Below are 20,071 nucleotides of genomic sequence, written 5' to 3'. Positions count from 1 at the left end.
CCCGCCCCGCCCTCTTACAGCAAACTTGCAGCTTCTGTCCGGTTTCCGCACTGTGTTCCGGTTCTATCCTGAGGGGGTGGAGCAGAATACGGAGTCTGGGAGTGGTGAGCGGGACGACCGTGAGTCCCACTTCAGGTTGAGCCGGCGCGGGTTCCTTGGCGGTGCGGGGATGGCAGGCGCGGGATTGCTCGCCGGGCTCGGCATCGCCAGGACAGGCGTATTGCCCGGAGGCACGGCCCCGGTCAGCGCAGCCACACCGACGCCGGTGGCGTCACCCTCGCCGTCGGCGGGCAGCACGGCTTCCGCCCCTGCGATCCGCAGCTTCGTTTCCACCGCTTTGACCGCTGCCCGCGTTGCCAGTTGGGCTACCGGGCCTACGGGCGCTGGACTGCTGTTCGTGGGACCGATGGGCCACGGCACCAACGGGCTGATCATGGACAACCACGGGGAACCGATATGGATGGAACCCACAGGTTCCGGCGTAACGGACCTTCGCGTGCAAGCCTTCGAAGGCCAAGCGGTACTGACTTATTGGACGGGAATCGGAACCGGTGGACATGGTGCAGGAAAGGGCGTCGTTAGGGACGTCCACTACCGCACCGTGGCCGAAGTGAACACGGGCAACGGGCTCCAAGCGGATCTGCATGAGTTCACCATCACCCCCGCCGGGACGGCGTTGATGATCTCCTACCCGACCGTCCAGCACGACCTGACGTCGGTGGGCGGACCTGCGCAGGGCTACATGTTTGATTGCCATGTCCAGGAAATCGGCATCCGTTCCGCCGAGATCCTCTTCGACTGGACAGCCTCAGACCACATCGACCTGACTGAGTCCTATGTGCGCCCGTCCGACAACCCCAAGGCCGACGGTTCCGACGCCACCAAAGCGTTCGATCCTTTCCACCTCAATTCCGTGGACGAGAGCGGCGACGCACTCCTTGTTTCGTCCCGCCACACGCACACCGCCTATTTGATCGGCCGCTCGGATGGGAAGATCCGCTGGCGTCTGGGCGGGAAACACGGCGACTTCTCGATGAGTCCGGAATCTGTCTTCGCTTGGCAGCATGATGTTCGACGCCGGCCCAACGGCATCATCAGCATGTTCGACAACCATTACAACCAAGGCACCACCGGGACGTCGCGCGGGCTTCTCCTCTCCGTTGACGAAAAGGCGCGCACCGCCGTCGTCAGGCAGGAGTTCAGCAGGGGCGGCCACCGGGGCGACGCCGAAGGGAACCTGCAGTTCCTTGACAACGGGCACGTCCTGGTGGGCTGGGGAGCGGACCCCGCGGCTACGGAATTCACTCCCGATGGGAAAGCGGTATTCGAGGCGACCGGACTGGGCGACGCCTCTTACCGCACCTACCGCGCGCCGTGGACAGGCCGGCCGGACACCGTCCCCGACCTGGCCGCGGTGCCCGGCAATGGGTCCACCATGCAGCTTTACACCAGCTGGAACGGCGCAACCGAGGTTGCCAAGTGGAGGTTCCTGACCGGAGCCGGCCCAGGGTCCCTGTCCGAGGCAGTGACGGTTCCGCGTCGGGGCTTTGAAACGTCGACGGCGGTGGCCGCCGCGCCGAGGGCCGCCGTCGAGGCTTTGGATAAGTCCGGCAACGTTTTGGCGACGTCCACGGTCATCGCCACCGCGTGATCCCCGTCTAGAACGGTGCTACGGCAATATGTGGTCGTGCGCGGCCGCCTCCAGGGCGTCGGCTTCTGCCTTGGCCAAGCGGGTCTCTGCCTCGACGTCGATACGCCGGGTCATCAGCCAATACAGCCCAGCGGAGACGGGGAGCCCAATAAACAGCGAGATATCGGCGCCGTCAAGGGCATGGGCTATGAATCCGACGAAGAGCTTGCCGGCGGAGAAGAACGGAATCATCAACACAAAGCCGACGAGGTAGGAGATGATGCCGGCCCAGCCCCAGCGTCGGTAGATCCCGTCCGGCTTGAAGATCTCTGCGATGGCGTAGTGGCCCTTGCGGACGATGAAGTAGTCGGTGAGGTTGACCGCGGTCCACGGAATGAAGAAGTACAGCACCAGCAGCAGGAAGTCGTTGAAGTTGGCGAGGAAGTCGGCAGAGGCAAGGTTCGCCAGGACCACGGAAATGAGGGCGGTGATGGAGATGGTGATGATCCGGATCCTCAGCGTCGGACGGATCTGCCGCAGGCTGTCGATGGACGATATGAGGGTCAGCGATCCTCCGTACATGTTCAAGGCAGTCACGGAAAGCAAGCCCAACGCGGCGACGAACAGCGCGATGCCACCGAATCCGCCGAAGAGCTGGTCGGCCGTGGATTTGATCGAGCCGATGGTTTCGAAGTTCTCCCCGGCTGCGGAGCCAATGTACGCGCCCAGGAACATCACCCAAATGCCGCCGAGGGCGCTGCCCCAGAACGTCCATCGGAAGGTGCCCCGTCCGCTGGACGGCGGAAGGTAGCGGGAGTAGTCCGAGACGTAGATGGCCCAGGAAATCTGGTAGCCGGCCGCGACGCCCAGCTGGCCCAGGAACGGCACCAGATGGAAGTCGGCCAGGTTGTATGCACCGGCGGGTATGGCCAGCTTTACGGCTGCAATGGTGAGCAGCGCCAGCATGACGATGGTCAGGTACGTCAGGTAGCGCTCAAAGGCGTGGATGAGGTCGTAGCCGAACAAGGCGATGACGACGGCAAGAATGGTGACCACCCAGAACCACAGGTTTTGGGATCCGAAGTTCACCGACTCCGCGATGGCTTGGCCGGCCAGGATGGTGTTGAAGATGTTGAAGCCCGCGTACTGCAGATAGGCGAAGAGCCAAACCAGCAGGGCGCCGATATAGCCGAACTGCGGCCGGGACTGGATCATCTGTGGCAGGCCGAGCTGGGGGCCCTGCGAGGAGTGCGCCGCCATGAACAGTGTGCCGACGAGCACCCCGATGGCGATCGCGAGCAGCGACCAGATCAGGTTGCCGCCGGTGGTGATGCTGATCAGCCCCACCGCCAGGGTGGCGATCTGGGCATTGCTGACAAACCACAACGGCCCGATGTGCGAGACCTTGCCGTGCCGCTCGTTCAATGGAACGTAGTCGATCGACCGGACCTCCAGTCCGCGGCCCGATCCTTTGTCCGTGGTAGTGCTCATGGCGTATCTCCTTCGATGCGCGGGTGCATCTTGACTTTGGTTTAGCACAGAGTGGGGCGGCCTAGAAGAGGTCACGAGATTCCTAGTGGATCCGGTGGTGCCGCCATGTGGGGAACTGCTCCCGGGCTGCCTGGACGGCATCCGGTGAAATGTCCAGCGTCGCGGTGGCCGGCTCCGTGCCGAGGCTATGCAGGACAGTTCCTAGGGGGTCAATGAGCATGCTATAGCCGATGGACACCGGCGGAGTCTGGGAGACCGCCGCCACGTACACGCCGTTCTCGATTGCCCGGGCCTTGGCCAACGTGGCCCATTGCTCGGTCTTGGCCGTGCCGGGAACCCATGAGGAGCAGACGAGGAGCACCTCGGCCCCCGCATCGGCCAGGATGCGCGCCAACTCGGGGAAGCGCAGGTCGTAGCAGGTCATCAATCCGAAGGTCATGCCGCCGCAGGAAAAAGTGACAGGCACTGGCTCAGGCGCGGCTTTGATGTAATCCGATTCGCGGAATCCTTGGCAGTCAAACAGGTGGATCTTCCGGTAGCTTGCAAGGCGGGAACCGTCCGGACCGATGGCCAACAACGTATTGAAGGCCCGGTCCCGTTCCACCGATCGGTCCCGTTCCACTGATCCGTCCCGTTCCCGGGACGCTTCCAGGAGGCCCGCGACGACGGCGATCCCGTAACGTGCCGCCGTCGCCTGGAGCTTGGCAGCCACCGGGCCGTCAAGGGGTTCGGCCATGTCCACGAAGCTCTGGTCCACCCGGCTTTTCTCATAGCTCGAGTACTCCGGAAACACGATGAGGTCAGAGCCCTCGCGGGCGGCCCGGGCACAGTAATCCGCGATGAGGTCGAGGTTACGGTCGACGTCCGTGCCGGAATCGATCTGGGCTAGGGTGATGCGCACGCAGTCCTCATTTCTCAGTGTTCCGGCAGCACGCTGTGATCTGTCGTCATACCAGGGCGGCTTCTTTTTCCTCCATCACCATTTCCGGCGGTGCCTTCCGGAACCCCTTGGTGATAATGCCCAGTACAACGACGCCGACGCAGAGCCAGATCAGCCCGAGCGTGATGGCATTCGAATCCAGCTGGGAGAGCAGGAAGCCGTCGATGATGGCGCCGATCGCCGGCATGACCACGTAGAACAATACGCTGAGCCGGTGCCCCGAGCGTCGTTGGCGCAGGTAGTAGGCAATGACCGATATGTTGACGAGCGTGAAGGCCGTAAAGGCGCCGAAGTTGATGAACGACGTCGACGTGGCAACGTCCAGGAACATGGCGATGAGTCCCACCGCCCCGGTGATGACCAGGTTGAACACCGGCGTGTGGAAGGACTTGTTCAACGCCCCGAAGACCTTCTTCGGCAGGACTGAATCCCGGCCCATTGCGTAGAGCAGTCGTGAGGCGCTGGCCTGTGCCGCGAGTCCGGAGGCAAACTGGGACACCACGAGTCCGGCCAGGAAAACCGCGCCGAAGAATTGCCCGCCGATCTTCAGGGCAATGTCCGACGCCGCCGAGGCCGAATCGTCGAACACCCCGCCGGGGTGGATCAGCTGGGTCGTGTATGACACGACGACGAAGATCGCCCCGCCGATGAGTGCGACGAGCATGATCGCTTTCGGCACCGTCTTCTTCGGCTCGATGGTCTCTTCGGTGAGGGTCGACACTGCGTCGAAGCCAAGGAACGAGTACGCGGCGATGGCGGCTCCGGCGGTGATCTTGTCGAAGCTCGACGTGTCGTTGAAGAAGGGAGCGGTGCTGACCAGGGCGCTCGCGCCGGAGGTTGAGACCAGGGTTCCAACGGACAAGGCAACGAAGAGGACTATCACCAGAAGCTGAAAAGCCATCAGCAGGTAGTTGGCCTTGTCCGCCACCTTGACGCCAACCACGTTGAGCAGTGTGGTGATGGCGATGAACGCGACGATCCAGACCCCGATGGGAATGTCGGGGAACTGCGCCGTGAGGTAGGAGCCCCCGATCAGCCAGATGACCATCGGCAGGAACAGGTAGTCCAGCAGGACAGCCCAACCGGCCAGGAATCCGATCCGGGAATCGATGGAGCGCCTGATATAGGTGTACGCGGACCCGGCCACGGGATAGGCGACAGCCATGCGTCCGTAACTCTGCGCGGTGAAGAGCATGGCGACCATCGCCACAAGATAGGCGGACGGCGATGCTCCGCCGGTGGTTTCGGCGATCACGCCGAATATCGCCAGCACGATGAGCGGGGTCAGGTAGGCCAGCCCGAACAGGACCAGCGAGGGCAGTTTCAGGGCGCGCGTGAGGCTCGGTTGCGTTGTCACCGGTGGTTCCTTAGGAGTTGGAGGACCGCGGGGTCCAAGTTGTCGGGTCGATGCGGCCTTGGTAGACGGGCAGCTCGATGGCCGGTTCGCCGGGACGGAATTGGGACCAGGGACGGTTGAGGTTTTCGGTCCCGTGCGTGCGGACATGCTCGACGGCGGAGAGGTCCAGTTCCGCGGCGAGAAGGGTGGGGGCGTCGTCGTCGGCCTCCGCTATGGTGTTCCCCTCGGGGTCGACGATCAGGCTGAGGCCTTTGCCTGTAGGGCCCGCGCAATTGACGCTGACCATGAAGACCTGGTTCACAATCGCGTTTGCCTTGGCAAGGACGAGTTCTTGCTTGCGGTCCGGCGTCGTGGTCTTGACGACATTAAGGATGACTTCGGCGCCCATCCACGCCAGCTGGCGGGTTACCTCGGGGAACCAGGCATCGTAGCAAATGTTCAGGCCCACCCTGCCGATCCCTTCCAGGTCAACGGTCGTGAATCGATCGCCAGGATCGTAGGGCTCAAAGGGGCGCCAAGGAAAGACCTTGCGGTAGTAGCCGGCAAGGTCGCCTTCCGGGGAAAGGACCAACTGGGTATTGAACAATTGCCCCTCGGGGCCTCGTTCGCAGACGCTGCCCGGGACCAGCCAGATACCCAAATCCGCTGCGAGCTGCCGCAGCTCGTTGACGCGTGGGCCGTCCAGCGGCTCGGCTGAGTCCTGCAGCACTTCCGTGCGCTGCAGGTCCGGGTTGGAATCCCCGAACAAGTGCAGCTCGGGGAAGACCACAAGCTTGCTATGCGGTTGGATCGCGACGGCGGCGGCGACCTCGGCGGCGAAAGCCTCGATCGGCTCGCCGATCAGCCGGGGTGACGCTTGGGCGGCGATGAGGGGAAGGATGCGTTGCACTGGTTTCTCCACGTTGTCGTTGTGACTCGCCTCATATTAGATCATAATGATCAAATAAAAGGAAGGTGGATTTTGCCCCGTAAAGTAGCGGATATGACCCGTCAGCTCGAGGACGCCACCGGCGACTCACCCATCGATGCTGCCCCTTTGCTCGGAATCGACCGAAGGAGCGCAATCGACGCCGTGCGGCTGCGGATCGGCATGGCCATATCCTTGGGGCTGCTTCAGCCGGGGGAGAGGCTGCCCGACCAGCAAGACGTCGCGCTGGGCCTATCGGTTAGCCCGATCACCGCTCGCAGGGCCTTGGCAAGCCTTGCTGATCAGGGCGTCGTTGTCCGGCGGCGCGGACGCGGGGGCGGCACCTTTGTCGCGGACGAGCCACCGCAGAACGTGCTCGAGCAGCTCGCTGCGTCGCCCGCAGAATCCCTTGCGGTGAACCGGTTGGTGGACCGTCGGCTGCTGTTCGAATGCGCGGTCACCCATTTCGCTGCAGTCAATGCCACGGCGGCGCAACTTGATGAGCTCGAGCGGCTTACCCATGAAATGGCCGGATCGACCAATTGGTCGGAGTATCACCAGGCCGACGAGAGGTTTCATCGGCTTGTCGCGGTGTGCTCGGGCTTGGGAGCTGCGGTCGAGGCCTACAACGAGGCATTGGCGGAGCTCTACGCATACTTCATCCCGTACCCGATCGAGTTTCTCCATGAGTCCAATCGGGACCACATCGCGCTAGTGAACGCCCTGCGGGCCGGCGACGATCGCGGCGCGGTGGAAGTCTCGCGGCGGCACGTGGACGTGTTGCACAAGACGATGTTCATGGGCCTGGCCGGCCGCGGGGACCGCCAAACGGGGTAAATCACAACTCTGGCCTTATCGTCCGGGATATCGGACGAAAGATGGGCACCTTTCCGTGATCACTGTCACCTTGCGTGCTCTGATTGATTCTCAGTTGGGGACATCGGACTTCGGTTGTCAAAGTGAGGATCAGGCATGCAGGCCACAGGAAAAGCGGGAACGGGTGGGCCGCGCGTTGAGCGTCGTTCCATTGACTTTGTCCCGGAAAATGAACGCCATGGTTCGCCTGGCCAGCAGTTCACGCTCTGGTTCGGCGCGAACATGCAGATTACTGCCATCGTCGACGGCGCCTTGGCAGTACTGTTCGGCGCTGATGCGCTGTGGGCGATCATCGGCCTCCTGGTCGGAAACCTCTTGGGCGGCGCAGTCATGGCGCTCCACGCGGCCCAAGGGCCGAAGCTCGGCTTGCCGCAGATGATTTCCAGCCGGGCGCAGTTCGGAATCTTCGGGGCGGTGATTCCCTTGGTACTCGTGGTCGTGATGTACCTCGGTTTCGCTGCAACCGGTACCGTCCTCTCCGGACAGGCAATCAGCCTCATCCTTCACACGGGCACTCCGGCCGTGGGCATGATCGTCTTCGGGGTGCTGACCATCATCGTGGCGACCCTGGGCTACAAGTACATCCACATGTTGGGCCGCATTGCGACCGTCGTGGGTATCCTCGGCTTCACTTACCTGGGTATCAGGTTGTTGACCAGCCAGGACGTCGGAGCACTCTTGGGAGGCGGCGGTTTCGAGTTCCCCACCTTCCTGCTCGCCATTTCGCTTGGCGCGGGGTGGCAGCTGACGTACGGTCCGTACGTGGCCGACTACTCCCGATACCTGCCTTCCAACACCCCAACACGCAAGACCTTCATGTCGGCGTACCTCGGCACAGTGATTGGTTCCCAGTGGTCCATGACCCTGGGCGCGCTTTTCGCTGCCCTCGCATTGCCCAAGGGCGCACGGTTCCTGGACGGCCAAGTCGCTTTCCTCGGGAATTTGAGTGGCGGCGGACTGATCGCGGTGGTCATTTACCTGGTCATCGTGACCGGAAAACTGACCGTCAACACGCTGAACGCCTATGGCGGCTACATGACCATGCTCACGTCGGTCACAGCGTTCACCCGCAAGTCAGCGGTAGCTTCATGGACCCGGTTCGCGTATGTGATCGGCTTCATCGGACTCTCGGTACTCATTGCAGTCCTTGCTTCCCCCGACTTCATCGCCAACTTCAAGAACTTCGTCCTTCTCCTGCTGATGGTATTCATCCCCTGGAGCTCCATTAACCTGGTGGACTACTACCTGGTTTCCAAGGAAAAGGTAGACATTCCGGCCCTCTACGACCTGAACGGGCGCTACGGGCGTTGGAACAAGACCGCGCTGTTCAGCTACGCGATCGGCATCGTCGTCCAGATACCGTTCCTGGCGCAGACCCTCTATACCGGCCCGATGACCGACCTTCTGGGCGGGGCGGATATCTCCTGGCTCGTAGGCCTCGTGGTCACGGCCGTCGTGTTCTACCCGCTGGCGAAGAGGAACTCCAACGCTCCGGCCGGGATGGTTTACCCGACGGAACCCGGCTGGGAGGCAGTAGCTCCGCTGGCCGGCTCAGTGCCGAACACCGCAGCAGTTTAGGCTTGGGTGCCGAGCCTGCGGGAAATCTCCCTGGCGCATCTGGTCACTTCCGGAATCCACTCCCGGGCGACGTCTTCAATGCGGACCGCCCGTTCCTCGGCGGTCTCGGCGTCCTTGGCCCTGTGCCGGGTGGACCGACCTGGAAACGCCCGGTTCGACACCGTCAACGTCACGCTGGCCACCGGATAGCGTTGGCGGTCGAGGACGGCGACGGCCACAGAGGAAAACCCCTCCGTGACCTCGTCCTGCTCCCAGGCGTATCCAAGCGACCGTGCCCGCGCCAAGAGATCCTGCAATGCGGGCAAAGATTGCGGGCCGTTGCTGTGGCGCTCCGCGAAGGCCTCCGGTCCCGGGAAAAGCGCAGCCACCTGGGCCGGGTCCATCTGGGCCATCATCGCCCTGCCGCTGGCCGTCAGGTGGGCCGGAAGCCGGACCCCGGTGTCGGTGACAAGGGGGCTTTGCCGCGGCGCCCGCTCCTCGATCACGTAAACGACGTCGCGCCCGTGCATCACGGCAAGATGGGCAGTCCGGCGGGTCCGGGCGACGAGCCGGGAAAGAGGGAACCGGGCAATCCGCTGGATCGGAGCTTGCCGCGAATACCCTGTCCCCAACTCATGGGCGGTCACTCCCAAGGCATACTTGCGCTCCTCGGGAAGGTGAACCAAAAAGCCGTCATCGATCAGCGAGGTAATGAGCTGATACGTGGTTGACCGGGGCAAGCCAACATCGCGCGCAATGATGGACGCGCTGACCGGGCCGGCCTGGCCTGCGACGTATCTAAGAACCGCCAGTACCTGGGCCGCAGCCGGTGCCTTGGGCCGCACGGATTGACTGTACATTGTCCTAGAATACGCGCCGGAATGTCCGGTATATCGGACGTTGAGGCCACGCTCCGTTCTAGGACAATCCCTCCAATCGGGTCCGCGCCGTTTCCGCGGTCCTGCGTTCCCGCGCGGCTAGCCGCACCGCCAGTTTGCGGTTCCGCTCGGCCAGGGTGATCGCCCACTCCGTCGCTGCCAGCTCCTGCTGCAACGCAGCCAGCTTGTCTTTGGCAGCTTTGACTTCGACGGCGAGTTGCTCGCTCCGGCGCACCGCCTCCGACTTTTCGCGCTCAGCCCGGGCGAGCTCCAAGTCGGCCTTGTCCGCATTGCGCTCAGCCTCCACGAGTGCGGTTTGTGCCTTCTCGCGTTCACGCTCCGAGTCAGCGCGGCCGCGCTGGGAGTCTGCCCGCCCGCCGTCGTCGGGCTCTTCTTGGGTGGTACCCGCCGCGGGAAGTGCACCGGCAATCGCCACCGCGCCCGAGAGGTCCACGGGTTCCAATCCGTTCGTGGCGAGCGAACGCACAAGCTGCCCGCTGCGGAGCGCCGCAGCAGCTCCGGGATCCGTCATCGCGGCCCTCAGCGTGGCCTCGATCTCCATCGCGGCGGCGCCACTGACCTTGACACCAAGGCCTTCCGCCACTGCCCGGGCCTGTTCGACGGCGGCGCCCAGGACGCGCGGACGCTGCTGGCCGAGCGTGCGGAGGCGGTCGTGATCCTGCTGCTCCTGGGCACTCCCGAGCGACGCCCCGAGTTCCAGGACGCCCGCGAATTCCTTGGTGCCGTGCCGGACGAGCATGTTGACGGCCCACGCCGCCGTCGAAGGCTTGGGCAACTGGGCGATCTGTTTCGCCAGTTCGGCGTCCCCCGCGGACTTTGCTTCCTTGGCCCGCGCAGTGCGGGCCGCCGTGAACGCCGAGGGAACCAGCGTGTAGAGCTCGACGGCGATCGCGGCCAGGTCCATCGTCGAAGCCAGCGCCGTACTAACCGGCCAGGAACTCAGCGAGTGCGTCAGCCATGACTCCGGGTTCCCAGCCGTGGTTGGCGCCCGGAATGGTGGTTTTGCGGGCACTCGGGATGTTGGCCACGATGGAGTCGGCCGCTTTCGGCATGATCGGGATGGTTTGCTCGCCGACGATCGCAAGGGTGGGCTGAGTGATGCCGGACCACAGCTGGGCGCGTGGCGCGGATTGGGTCCACGCGAGGGATTCGGCGTCGGCGGAAAGGCTCGGGCCCATTCCGAGCATGATGGGCCATCCCGGACTGTTCTTGGCGCCGGCCAGCCACTCCGGCGGCATGTCCTTCATGTAGTACTCGATGGTGCTGGCCTTGTCGCCGGATGCGATCCGTTCCTGGAGCCCGGCGAAGAATTCGGCCCCGCCGGTGCCGAGTTCATCGCTCAGGGGAGTCTCCCAGAGCGCCAGCTTCGTGACGGGTAGGCCCGCGCCGCCGCTGCCAGGGAAATCGAGCCACCGGAAGAGCTCCCGAAGAGCGCAGCTTTGCCTCCTGCGATGTCGATGAGCGTGGCGAGATCGTCGATATTGTCCTTCAAGCTGAATGACGGAGCCTCGGCGCTTTCCCCGCGGCCGCGCCTGTCGAAGTTGAGGACCGTGAACCCCTTGCCGGCCAGAAGCTTGGCCATTTCCACGGTGTTGGGGTCGAAGCCCCTGAATTGCATCGCACCGCCAACCAGGACAACCGCAGGGCCCTCGCCGTATTGGTCATACCCGATGCGGGTACCGTCTTCCGAGATCGCAAATTCGGACATCCCAGATCCTTCGTTTTGGCGGACAGTAGGTTCCTAACTCTGGGGCTCAGTCACTTACGGGTCAAGGGGAGAAGGGCGCTGAGCAGGAGTTCTTAAGAGCTTCTTAAATGCCGCGCGCGAGAGTGGAAGCAGGCCGCACAACGGCCGTCACCCCCCGAACCGGAGATTTCATGCGATCACACGCCAAGCAGAACACTTCCACGGAAGGCCGCACTTCCGCCGTCGTCCGTCACAGTGTGCCGTTGCTTCCGCAGCCCAGGTACTGGCTTCTGTGGGGCATTGCCCTCGCCGCGGCAGTCCTTGCCATTGGCTTCAGCGTGCAGTCGGTAGCGGGCCTGACCGCCAACGAATTCGGCGTTGACCAGGAACTCAGCCGCCATCACGTGGGCGCTCTGACCACCGTGGCCATGGCACTGAACTTCCTCTTCGCCCCCGTAGCGGGAGTGTGCATTGTCCTGGTGATCGGCTTGTACGTTTTCCTGGTTCGGAAGTCCTTCGTGCGGGCGGTCATGTTTGTGCTCTTCGCATGTTCGGGCTGGGTTGCCAGCGAGGTGTTCAAACTCATCGTTGCCCGCCACCGTCCCAATCCTGCGCTTCTTTTCGACCCCCTGGCCCCGGAAACGGGTTCCAACAGCTTTCCCAGCGGCCATACCGCCTTCGCCGTAGCGCTCGCCTTCGCCGTGTACTTCCTGGTCAGGGGCACCCGATGGGGCGTCTTCACCGCATGGGCCGGCGCCGTCTTGGCCGTAGTGGTGGCGTGGTCTCGGATCTACATCGGAGTCCATTACCCCAGCGACGTTGTGGCGTCATTCCTGGCCACCAGCGCCATAGTCATCGTCTTGGCCGGGCTCTGGAACCGGTACGTACCGCGAGTCATCGGGCGGCTGCCGTTTGGCGTTGCGTCAGAAGCAACCTCGTCAGAAGCAACCGCAACCCAAGCACACGGATCCTGAGGAGGACCCCCATGCACGTACTTTCTGCCATGCCCGCATTCCTTGATCCCACCACCCTCCTTCAGGGCTTGGGTCCCGCGGCGCTGGGCGTAGTGGCGCTGATCGTCTTCATCGAATCCGGACTCCTTTTCCCCTTCCTGCCCGGTGACTCTTTGCTGTTCACTACCGGCCTGCTTCACCAGCAACTGCAGCTTGAACTGCCCGTGTTGATCGCCGTCGTATCGGCCGCCGCCATCGCCGGAGACCAGATCGGCTACATGCTCGGGCGCAAGTTCGGACGGCGCTGGTTCAAGGATGATGCCCGGGTCTTGAAGACGGCGCACCTGGACACGGCCGAGGAATTCTTCAAGCGCCGTGGCGGCCCCGCGATCGTCTTGGCCCGCTTTGTCCCCATTGTGCGGACATTTGCCCCGCTGAGCGCAGGCATCGCCCGCTACAACTACAAATCCTTCACCCTGTGGAACATCGCTGGCGCCGTCATTTGGGCAACCTCCGTGACACTTCTGGGCTCCTGGCTGGGCCACTATGAGTTCGTGGCCAAGAACATTGATGCGATCGCCGTTATCATGGTCCTGATCTCCGTCCTGCCGTGGGGAGTCGAGTTCCTCAAAAAGCGGCGCGAGGCCAAGGTGGGCGCCGCGAACGGGCATGCCGGGGAAGAATAGACAGCATGACAACAGCTGAGCGGCCGTCCCTCCTCCTGGTCGAAGACGACGCCGCTCTGGGGCCGCTCATCAGCGAACTCCTGGAGCCGGACTTCTCCGTTCACCTGGCTGTCAATGGGCGCGACGGGCTCCACCTCGGCTTGACCCGGAGTTGGGATGCGATGGTCATTGACCGGGGGCTGCCCGTCATGGACGGTATTGACTTGATCAAGGCCCTTCGGGGCAAGGGGATCGCCACCCCGATCCTCATCCTGACGGCTCTCGGTGCCACCGATGAGAAGATCCGAGGCCTTGATGCGGGGGCTAACGACTACATGAGCAAACCGTTCGACGCCATGGAGTTGGCCGCCCGCTTGCGAGCCCTCACCAGGACATACGCCCAGCCGCCCCAGACTCTGGGAATCGGGGACTGGGAGCTCGACGCCGGTGCCCGTTCCATGCGCTCTGTGTACGGTTCCGTGGTCACCCTGACGGCGAAGGAAGCCGGGCTTCTCGAAACCTTGGCCGGCGAACCCGAACGTGTCTTTACCCGTGAAGACCTCATCAACACCCTGTTCCACCCCACGGACCAGCCGGGCGTGATCGACACCTACGTCCACCACCTGCGCCGTAAGATCTCCAAAACGGTGATCCGGACGGTCCATGGCCTCGGATACCAGATCGGCGACCCCCATGACTGAGAACAATCCCCATGACTGAAAACCCGGACCAGGCGACGCTCCGCAAAGCCTCCCTCAAGATCGCGGTGCGGATCAGTGCGGCTTGCGCGATTTTGGTTCTTTGCCTGCTGGCGGCCGCCGCGATCTACCTCTTCAACCAGGCACAGCATCCAACGCTGCCTGGACCAGGCGAAACCGACTCTGTCTACGCGTATCTGGACACAAAGGACCTCCTGAAGGCCATGATCGTTGCCGGCATTGCGGGGATCCTCCTTGCCGGGGCCATCGGCTGGCTCAGCGCGCGGAGTGCCATCAGGCCCCTGGGAGAAGCGTTGGCATTGCAGCGACGGTTCGTGCAGGACGCCAGCCACGAATTGCGCACGCCCCTGGCCATCCTGGATGCACGGGTCCAACTGGCCCAGCGCGATGCCCCCGCGGACTCAAGGACCGGGGAAACACTCGCCCGCATCCGCAATGACACTGCGACCCTCACCGGTATCGTCAACGAATTGCTTGTCGCAGCCACAGGCTCGCCTCCGGATGCCGCCGCAGAGCCGGGAGATCTCGCCAAGTTGGCGGGCGCCGTCGTCGAGAGCTTGCAACAGCTCGCGGCGGAGAAGAACGTCCGCGTCACCCTGACGGAAAAGGACCGCCCCTTCGCCCTCATTGACAGCAATGGCTTTCGCCGCGCCCTCCTTGCCCTGGCCGACAATGCGCTGGCGCACACCCCCGCTGGCGGCCACGTCGGGATCACGACGGCGGTGCTCGGCAACCGCGCGGTGGTCACCGTCTCGGATTCCGGGGCAGGGATCAAGGGAGTGGACCAGACACGGATCTTTGACCGCTTCGTGAGGACACACAGCCCCGAAGGCGCACCGGGCCAGCGCAGCTTCGGAATCGGCTTGGCGTTGGTCCGTGAAATCATCACCGGGGCCCGCGGCACTGTGGAGGTTGAGCGCAGTGGTCCGCGGGGAACGATCATGAAGATCACGCTGCCACTTGCCCCGAAAGACACGGTTCCGAATGAAACGGCGCCAGGCTCGGCATAGCTTTCTCAGGCGGCTTGGAGTTCTGTGCCGTGGGCGTACCTCAACGCTTTGGCGCGGTGTCGTAGCCGGCGGCGGTGGCGCCTGGAATTAGGTGCCGCGGTATCGGGTCGGTCTGTGCCTTGTATCCCGGTACCGGGCAGGGGCGGGGCTGTGGAGCGGTAGTGGTGTCCGGTGGGGGTGCGGATGTCGAAGACGTGCCGTGTCCCTGGGCTGGTTTTTGCTGCTCCGGTTTTCGTGGTCCAGCCGGTGAGTTCTTTGGTGTGGTTGCAGGCTTCGCACAGGCCAGCCCCGTTACTGAGGCTGGTGGTGCCGCCGTTGTGCCAGGGGATGATGTGGTCGAAGTGCCGGATGGGCGCGTCGCAGTAGGGGGTGCGGCAGGTGTCGTCGCGGGCCTGGATGAAGCGCCGCATGCCTGCCGGGAAAAGCCGGGCCCGGGAATCGGCTCCGACAAGGTCCCCGGATCCGGGGGCGGTGAAGAGGCGCCGGAGCCAGAGTTTCAGATCCTGGGCCTGCCCGCGCTGGCCCGGATCGACGTGGCCGGGCTGTTTGTCTCCGTCTTGGCTACGTTCGTCTGGGCCCCGGTTCCCGGTGAGGATTGCCCGTGCCCAGGCGGCGGGGACGATCCCGTAGCCGGGCAGGCGGGCAGGTTCGGCATCGCCCTGGAACAGGGTCCGGTCGGTCATGACGAGCTGGACCTCCACCCCGGTGATCCCCGCGGGGGTGCCGGTGGTGCGTTCGACGAGGGCGTCGGCCATGATCTGGCCCCGGCTCCGGGTCTCTCCGGCGGAGCGGAGGGTGTCGGCGTGCCGGGACAGGGCCGCGTGCACGGCCACGCCTTGGGCGACGGGAAGCAGGGCGGTCAGATAGGTCATCGTGTCCGGTGCCGGGCGCAGGCTCACGTGCCGCTCGGTGGCGGCGTGGCTGGCACGCTGGGTGACGGAGCGGGGGTCCCGCCGGTAGGCCGCGGTCCTAGCCGCGGCGATGATCGCCCGGTCTCCCATACCGTCGAAGACTCCGGTGTCGGCGGCCAGTTCCTCGTCCACGGCGCAGCGGTCTTCGGCGGACAGGCAGGCTGTTTCCTTCGCCAGCAGGGTCGCGCGCCATTCGTTCAGCTGTCCGGTGTCCAGGGCGGCGAGGGTGTGCGGCATTTCGCTCACGAGGGCTTTGGCGAGGCCGTGGAGCCGGGATCCGCGGGCGGGGGACTCCCGCCGGGCCAGGGCCACCTGCGCCGCCACCCCGCGTCCCTGTTCCTCTGCCGGTACACCGGCCGCCGCGTCGGCGCTGCGCTGGGCGGCATCGAACGCGACGGCAATCCTCGCCTGCAAACCCGCGGCCGCGGACTTCAAATCCTCCAGGGCACGCAACTGGCTTATCAGTTCGGTGCCCCCGCCCGGTTCGGTGCCGCCGGCGTATGGCCGGAACGAGGCAACGGCATCGATCAGATCCCGCACCCAGGTACCTAACACCGGAGCATCCGGAACCGCGCCGCCGGACGGCGCGCTTGATCCGATCAGCTGTGTTCCCCGGTTCCCGGCCATAACCAAAGCATTCCAGAGGGGTCTGACATTAAAAGCTCAAAGAACACCTGCCCGCCGAAAACCCGAAATTCGGCAGAATTTTCTAGAACCAACCAGCCTCGCGGGGCCGCCGTCGGGGCGCGCCTATGGCGTTTCGCGGTGTCGCCCGGCGAGCTCGGCCCGCTCCCGCCCAGCTCTGGCGTGCGTCGCCGAAGCAGACGAGAATGGCCTCGTGGTTCCCCCTCGTCCTGGCGGGGACGGCACCTTGATGAACCCCGCCGCCAGAAAGATTCAAAGCATCTTTCTCACGTTGACCCTTGGCAATACCCTTGCGGCCTCGTTCATTTGGGGGATCAATACCCTCTTCCTGCTGGATGCGGGACTCAGCAACCTTGAGGCCTTTGCAGCGAACGCCTTCTTCACGGCCGGGATGGTCGTGTTCGAAGTCCCCACTGGAGTGGTGGCCGATGGTTGGGGGCGCCGGGTTTCATTTCTTCTTGGCACGGTGACATTGGCCGGATCCACCTATCTCTACTATTTGCTTTGGCAGCTTTCCGCCCCGTTCTGGTGGTGGGCTGTTGTGTCGGTATTGCTCGGTCTGGGCTTCACCTTCTTCTCGGGTGCGGTGGAGGCCTGGCTCGTCGACGCGTTGCGCTTCACCGGATATGAGGGCGGCCTGGAGACGGTGCTCGGGCGCGGGCGGATGGTGTCGGGCGCCGCCATGCTTGTTGGCTCGGTGGCTGGCGGGGGGATCGCGCAGGCCACCAACCTGGGCGTGCCGTTCCTGATTCGCGTGGGCGTGCTCCTCGTCATGTTCGTCGTGGCCTTCTTGCTCATGCGCGACGTCGGGTTCACCCCCGAACGCTCTGCCCATCCCCTCAAGGCGACCCGCGCCGTACTCGACGCCTCGATCGAGAACGGTTTGAAAAATCCGCCCGTACGGTACGTGATGCTGGCAGCGCCGTTCAGCGCCGGCGTCGGGATCTATGTGTTCTATGCCCTGCAGCCGTACCTGCTTCAGCTCTTCGGTGACCGGCGCGCGTACTCCGTGGCCGGGCTGGCGGCGGCCATCGTGGCCGGAGCGCAGGTGTTGGGCGGGTGGCTTGCACCGCGTATCCGGCGCCTCGTTCGCAAACGCACCACCGTGTTGATCCTGAGCGGAGTGGTGAGCGCATTGATTCTGGTCGTGCTGGGGTTCACGAATGTTTTCTGGGTGGCCCTGGCCTTATTGACGTTCTGGGCCATGGTCGACTCGGCGGCCACACCGGTGCGGCAGGCCTACGTGAACGACATGATCCCGTCGAAGCAGCGGGCAACAGTGCTCAGCTTCGACTCGCTCATGGCCTCGAGCGGCGGAGTGGTGGTGCAGCCGCTGCTCGGCCGGGCGGCGGATGTGTACGGCTATTCCACCTCATTGGCGATCAGCGGCGTCATCGAGCTGATCGCAGTGCCGTTCCTGGTGGCGAGTCGTCGGCAGGGCTCTTCGGCCGATCAGGCCAGCTCCTCGATCGCCACATCCGACGCGGAACCCCGTAGGAATTGACCTACGGAAGCCGTGAAGCCCGGAGGAGCGTGGCCTGGCCGGCCTTGTCGGGATCAAGCGGTACGGGGCTAATTAGCACAGCTGGGCCACGATGCAGAATGCCATCCGAAAGCGGTTGGCAGCGCACGCCGCCGCGGCCTCGCATGGCGGCGTGCGCGCCCGGAGCCAGGACTTGGTCCATCCAAGCGCAGGGGTGGGCAGGCCGTCCGCCCCGGAACCGTACAAGGCCGCCGCCGGATTCCAATGCGAACTCCCCGCCCAACAGGGGAGCCAGGTGGGCTCCTCTCAGGACTACGTTGCGGCGCGTGAGGAGCGGGTCAAAGGGTGCGACGCCCAACTCAGCAGCCATCGCTTCGAGAGACTCGATGGCTATCAAGGTGACTGCGGCATCCATGTGCGCGGCCTTGCCGAAGAACCGGTCACCGACGATGCCCTTGCCGCTTACGACGTCGACCTGCTCGGCATCCGTGGTGGGCACCTCGGCGGCACCATCGCGTGCACGACCGAAGTAGGCGTGGCTGGATGACACGAGAAGATGCAGGATCTCCACGTCGTATCTGTAGCTTGCGGTCATGCCATAAGGCTATGCCTGTCCCGGAGTCAGCAACCCCGGGCGTTCTAATCTGAAACCTTGAAAGCTAGTTCTTGCGACGCTGGAAATCAGCGAACGCTCCGATGCCGGTTCCAACAAGGGCGATACCCGCAAGTATTGCCCACCATAGTTGCATACTCCCGGCGGACTTTATGAATAGCAGAACCGCTACCAGCGCAAATAGAAGCAGGGAAATAGGAATGTTGCGAGTATCTTTAGGAGTCAAAACACGCTTCCTTGATCCACGACTCCCCTGGCGACAAGCGCGACAAGTAGAAGACTTCCGATTGAACCTAGCTTAGATCTGTTTGACATGGATCACCTTTCAGAGAGACAGGCGCTTCGCGATCAAATTATGCAAATGAGGCAAATGAGGCAAGAGTTTTTATGAAACAGGTCGAGGGAATTGTTTGGCTATTCCCAAGTGGGAGTAACCGATTACGTTTCTCTCGTATGTATCAATACTCAATCCATAGTCCGTCGCCACTCAATTTATGACTTTTGACCACTCAATTTCAGGTATCCATCACTCAATGGGAGCAAAAACTCTTGACATTAATGCGATTCTTATGATCGAGGATGTAGCCAGGGACTGAGCTGCGAAGGTGACCGAGGCGGCGGTTGACCGCCTCGGTCGGCCTCCTAGGCATGAACGGTTGTCGTCACGCCTACAGCGTCAGTAGGGTTCGATCCACTCAGCTCCAGAACTCGGTGAGCTGCCCGGCAAGGGCCCTGCCTTGCTCGTAACCCGACTGGGCCGCGGGTGGACGCAGCGACAGATCCATGGCATTGGCGCCGAACATGTGCTCGGAGTTGCTGTCCGGGAAGATCGTTTCGACTCTGCTGCCGTGTGCGCGGAGTTCGTCGACCTGCGTTTCGAGATGCGTGCCCCACTCCAGCGGTTGCAATGATCTGCCACCGAAGGGTGAGAGCACCAGTATCCGCTCGTATCCGGCTGCCAGATCGGCATTCTCTGCGTTGGATCGGTAACCGCCGTCGATGTATCGGTTGTCTCCGATCCTGTAGGGCAAGCCACTGGAACAGCTGGCGGCCACGGCGTCCGGCAGGCCGACTCCGCAGTCGCGGTCGAACGCGACCGGTTCGCCGGTACGGGCATCGACCGCCGTGATGAGCACCGTCCGTTCCGGCCAGTGCTGGCTGGGTAGCCGCGCGGCGACGGTGGTGCGCCATTGTGTTGACCAGGAGCCATCTGACGCCGCATCCATCTCGAGCGCTGCCGCGCCCAGTCGCCGGCGCATGTCAGCCACGTCCTGAGCATCGGCGATGATCTTGTTGATCCGCTCCAGGTGGTTCACTACTGGCCTGGCCGGTGCGCGTCCCGGTCCGGACCCCGACGGAGCAGTCCGTGGCTGGGGTGTGGCGTCAAGGATGGCAGCAAGCAGTTCAGTCGGGGTTGCGCCAGCAATCTGGGCTGCGGCCGTCGATCCGGCCGACGTGCCGATGGTCAGATCGGCGTCGGTCACGTCCAGCCCGGCTTCGAAGAGGCCGGCGATGACGCCGATCAGCCAGGCATTGCCTGTCGATCCGCCGCCGCCGAGGACCAACGCTCGCTCGCGGGAGTGTAAAGATGAAGAAGGTGTTGTGTTCATGGGAGTCGCCTTTCGCGAATTGCCTGTTTGGCGCTCCCGGTGGCGACTAAGTCAGTCGCGCGATCGTGGACTGCAGGGGAGCACCCATTGCGGATACTGCGTTCATGGGACTCACCTC

Annotated in this window: 19 protein-coding genes; 8 read left to right on the top strand and 11 right to left on the bottom strand. The window is 63.7% G+C overall.

Going from position 1 to position 20,071, the window contains the following annotated elements:
- The first annotated feature begins 76 nt into the window (after positions 1-76).
- The gene (locus tag ABH924_RS04365; RefSeq protein ID WP_404497177.1) at positions 77-1,651 is read left to right on the top strand and encodes an arylsulfotransferase family protein; all 1,575 of its coding nucleotides are present in this window, start codon (positions 77-79) and stop codon (positions 1,649-1,651) included.
- Between the two features lie 18 nt (positions 1,652-1,669).
- Here the strand turns inward: ABH924_RS04365 and ABH924_RS04360 are convergent, their stop codons facing one another.
- The 4 genes from ABH924_RS04360 to ABH924_RS04345 all read right to left on the bottom strand — a co-directional run bounded on the left by ABH924_RS04360 (position 1,670) and on the right by ABH924_RS04345 (position 6,319).
- Positions 1,670-3,121 carry a purine-cytosine permease family protein gene (locus ABH924_RS04360; RefSeq protein ID WP_404497175.1) on the bottom strand — a complete coding sequence of 484 codons (1,452 nt, stop codon included), beginning with the start codon at positions 3,119-3,121 and terminating at the stop codon, positions 1,670-1,672.
- Positions 3,122-3,203: 82 nt separating this feature from the next.
- The gene (locus tag ABH924_RS04355) at positions 3,204-4,022 is read right to left on the bottom strand and encodes a carbon-nitrogen hydrolase family protein (protein WP_404497173.1); all 819 of its coding nucleotides are present in this window, start codon (positions 4,020-4,022) and stop codon (positions 3,204-3,206) included.
- A gap of 46 nt (positions 4,023-4,068) precedes the next feature.
- Entirely contained in the window at positions 4,069-5,418 is a 1,350-nt protein-coding gene (locus ABH924_RS04350) for an APC family permease (RefSeq protein WP_404497171.1), read from the bottom strand.
- Between the two features lie 10 nt (positions 5,419-5,428).
- Positions 5,429-6,319, bottom strand: a complete 891-nt coding sequence (locus ABH924_RS04345; protein WP_404497169.1) for a carbon-nitrogen hydrolase family protein — start codon at positions 6,317-6,319, stop codon at positions 5,429-5,431.
- 81 nt (positions 6,320-6,400) lie between these two features.
- Here ABH924_RS04345 and ABH924_RS04340 point away from each other — a divergent pair, with 81 nt between their 5' ends.
- Together ABH924_RS04340 and ABH924_RS04335 are read left to right on the top strand one after the other, a co-directional pair.
- A complete protein-coding gene (locus ABH924_RS04340) occupies positions 6,401-7,162 on the top strand; it encodes a FadR/GntR family transcriptional regulator (RefSeq protein WP_404497167.1) in 762 nt (253 codons plus the stop codon).
- 135 nt (positions 7,163-7,297) lie between these two features.
- A complete protein-coding gene (locus tag ABH924_RS04335; protein ID WP_404497165.1) occupies positions 7,298-8,779 on the top strand; it encodes a purine-cytosine permease family protein in 1,482 nt (493 codons plus the stop codon).
- Here the strand turns inward: ABH924_RS04335 and ABH924_RS04330 are convergent.
- The 4 genes from ABH924_RS04330 to ABH924_RS04315 all read right to left on the bottom strand — a co-directional run bounded on the left by ABH924_RS04330 (position 8,776) and on the right by ABH924_RS04315 (position 11,365).
- A complete protein-coding gene (locus ABH924_RS04330) occupies positions 8,776-9,618 on the bottom strand; it encodes an IclR family transcriptional regulator (protein ID WP_234751479.1) in 843 nt (280 codons plus the stop codon). The genes ABH924_RS04335 and ABH924_RS04330 overlap by 4 nt on opposite strands.
- 58 nt (positions 9,619-9,676) lie before the next feature.
- A complete protein-coding gene (locus ABH924_RS04325; RefSeq protein ID WP_404497164.1) occupies positions 9,677-10,561 on the bottom strand; it encodes a hypothetical protein in 885 nt (294 codons plus the stop codon).
- Positions 10,562-10,580: 19 nt separating this feature from the next.
- Complete coding sequence (locus ABH924_RS04320) at positions 10,581-10,904, bottom strand: alpha/beta fold hydrolase (protein WP_404497163.1); 324 nt, start codon at positions 10,902-10,904, stop codon at positions 10,581-10,583.
- 92 nt (positions 10,905-10,996) lie between these two features.
- Complete coding sequence (locus ABH924_RS04315; RefSeq protein WP_404497161.1) at positions 10,997-11,365, bottom strand: alpha/beta fold hydrolase; 369 nt, start codon at positions 11,363-11,365, stop codon at positions 10,997-10,999.
- Between the two features lie 170 nt (positions 11,366-11,535).
- Between ABH924_RS04315 and ABH924_RS04310 the strand changes: the two genes are divergently transcribed.
- From ABH924_RS04310 to ABH924_RS04295, 4 genes are read left to right on the top strand one after another with little or no spacing between them, the layout of a single operon-like run.
- Entirely contained in the window at positions 11,536-12,318 is a 783-nt protein-coding gene (locus tag ABH924_RS04310; protein WP_404497159.1) for a phosphatase PAP2 family protein, read from the top strand.
- Between the two features lie 11 nt (positions 12,319-12,329).
- The gene (locus ABH924_RS04305) at positions 12,330-12,983 is read left to right on the top strand and encodes a DedA family protein (RefSeq protein ID WP_234751485.1); all 654 of its coding nucleotides are present in this window, start codon (positions 12,330-12,332) and stop codon (positions 12,981-12,983) included.
- A 5-nt stretch (positions 12,984-12,988) separates the two neighbouring features.
- Complete coding sequence (locus tag ABH924_RS04300) at positions 12,989-13,663, top strand: response regulator transcription factor (protein ID WP_234751486.1); 675 nt, start codon at positions 12,989-12,991, stop codon at positions 13,661-13,663.
- 11 nt (positions 13,664-13,674) lie between these two features.
- Positions 13,675-14,691 carry a sensor histidine kinase gene (locus ABH924_RS04295; protein ID WP_404497157.1) on the top strand — a complete coding sequence of 339 codons (1,017 nt, stop codon included), beginning with the start codon at positions 13,675-13,677 and terminating at the stop codon, positions 14,689-14,691.
- 5 nt (positions 14,692-14,696) lie between these two features.
- Here ABH924_RS04295 and ABH924_RS04290 read toward each other — a convergent pair whose 3' ends face one another.
- Complete coding sequence (locus ABH924_RS04290; RefSeq protein WP_404497155.1) at positions 14,697-16,229, bottom strand: HNH endonuclease; 1,533 nt, start codon at positions 16,227-16,229, stop codon at positions 14,697-14,699.
- 247 nt (positions 16,230-16,476) lie between these two features.
- Between ABH924_RS04290 and ABH924_RS04285 the strand changes: the two genes are divergently transcribed.
- Positions 16,477-17,751 carry an MFS transporter gene (locus ABH924_RS04285; protein WP_404497395.1) on the top strand — a complete coding sequence of 425 codons (1,275 nt, stop codon included), beginning with the start codon at positions 16,477-16,479 and terminating at the stop codon, positions 17,749-17,751.
- A gap of 1 nt (position 17,752) precedes the next feature.
- Here the strand turns inward: ABH924_RS04285 and ABH924_RS04280 are convergent, their stop codons facing one another.
- Both ABH924_RS04280 and ABH924_RS04275 read right to left on the bottom strand, forming a co-directional pair.
- The gene (locus tag ABH924_RS04280; RefSeq protein ID WP_404497153.1) at positions 17,753-18,325 is read right to left on the bottom strand and encodes an MOSC domain-containing protein; all 573 of its coding nucleotides are present in this window, start codon (positions 18,323-18,325) and stop codon (positions 17,753-17,755) included.
- A 713-nt stretch (positions 18,326-19,038) separates the two neighbouring features.
- Positions 19,039-19,953, bottom strand: coding sequence for a patatin-like phospholipase family protein (locus tag ABH924_RS04275; RefSeq protein WP_404497151.1), 915 nt, complete (start codon positions 19,951-19,953; stop codon positions 19,039-19,041).
- Positions 19,954-20,071: the final 118 nt, after the last annotated feature.

This window comes from Arthrobacter sp. GAS37, from assembly GCF_044908325.1.
Lineage (GTDB): Bacteria > Actinomycetota > Actinomycetes > Actinomycetales > Micrococcaceae > Arthrobacter > Arthrobacter ramosus.
The sequence above is the reverse complement of the archived record's forward strand: the minus strand, read 5'-3'. Positions and strand labels throughout refer to the sequence as shown.

Bases quoted from the DNA above. Each gene is read 5' to 3' on its own strand.
- ABH924_RS04360 (WP_404497175.1), bottom strand. From the start codon at position 3,121: ATGAGCACTACCACGGACAAAGGATCGGGCCGCGGACTGGAGGTCCGG.
- ABH924_RS04340 (WP_404497167.1), top strand. From the start codon at position 6,401: ATGACCCGTCAGCTCGAGGACGCCACCGGCGACTCACCCATCGATGCT.
- ABH924_RS04335 (WP_404497165.1), top strand. From the start codon at position 7,298: ATGCAGGCCACAGGAAAAGCGGGAACGGGTGGGCCGCGCGTTGAGCGT.
- ABH924_RS04330 (WP_234751479.1), bottom strand. From the start codon at position 9,618: ATGTACAGTCAATCCGTGCGGCCCAAGGCACCGGCTGCGGCCCAGGTA.
- ABH924_RS04325 (WP_404497164.1), bottom strand. From the start codon at position 10,561: ATGGACCTGGCCGCGATCGCCGTCGAGCTCTACACGCTGGTTCCCTCG.
- ABH924_RS04320 (WP_404497163.1), bottom strand. From the start codon at position 10,904: ATGAAGGACATGCCGCCGGAGTGGCTGGCCGGCGCCAAGAACAGTCCG.
- ABH924_RS04315 (WP_404497161.1), bottom strand. From the start codon at position 11,365: ATGTCCGAATTTGCGATCTCGGAAGACGGTACCCGCATCGGGTATGAC.
- ABH924_RS04310 (WP_404497159.1), top strand. From the start codon at position 11,536: ATGCGATCACACGCCAAGCAGAACACTTCCACGGAAGGCCGCACTTCC.
- ABH924_RS04305 (WP_234751485.1), top strand. From the start codon at position 12,330: ATGCACGTACTTTCTGCCATGCCCGCATTCCTTGATCCCACCACCCTC.
- ABH924_RS04300 (WP_234751486.1), top strand. From the start codon at position 12,989: ATGACAACAGCTGAGCGGCCGTCCCTCCTCCTGGTCGAAGACGACGCC.
- ABH924_RS04295 (WP_404497157.1), top strand. From the start codon at position 13,675: ATGACTGAAAACCCGGACCAGGCGACGCTCCGCAAAGCCTCCCTCAAG.
- ABH924_RS04290 (WP_404497155.1), bottom strand. From the start codon at position 16,229: ATGGCCGGGAACCGGGGAACACAGCTGATCGGATCAAGCGCGCCGTCC.
- ABH924_RS04285 (WP_404497395.1), top strand. From the start codon at position 16,477: ATGAACCCCGCCGCCAGAAAGATTCAAAGCATCTTTCTCACGTTGACC.
- ABH924_RS04280 (WP_404497153.1), bottom strand. From the start codon at position 18,325: ATGACCGCAAGCTACAGATACGACGTGGAGATCCTGCATCTTCTCGTG.
- ABH924_RS04275 (WP_404497151.1), bottom strand. From the start codon at position 19,953: ATGAACACAACACCTTCTTCATCTTTACACTCCCGCGAGCGAGCGTTG.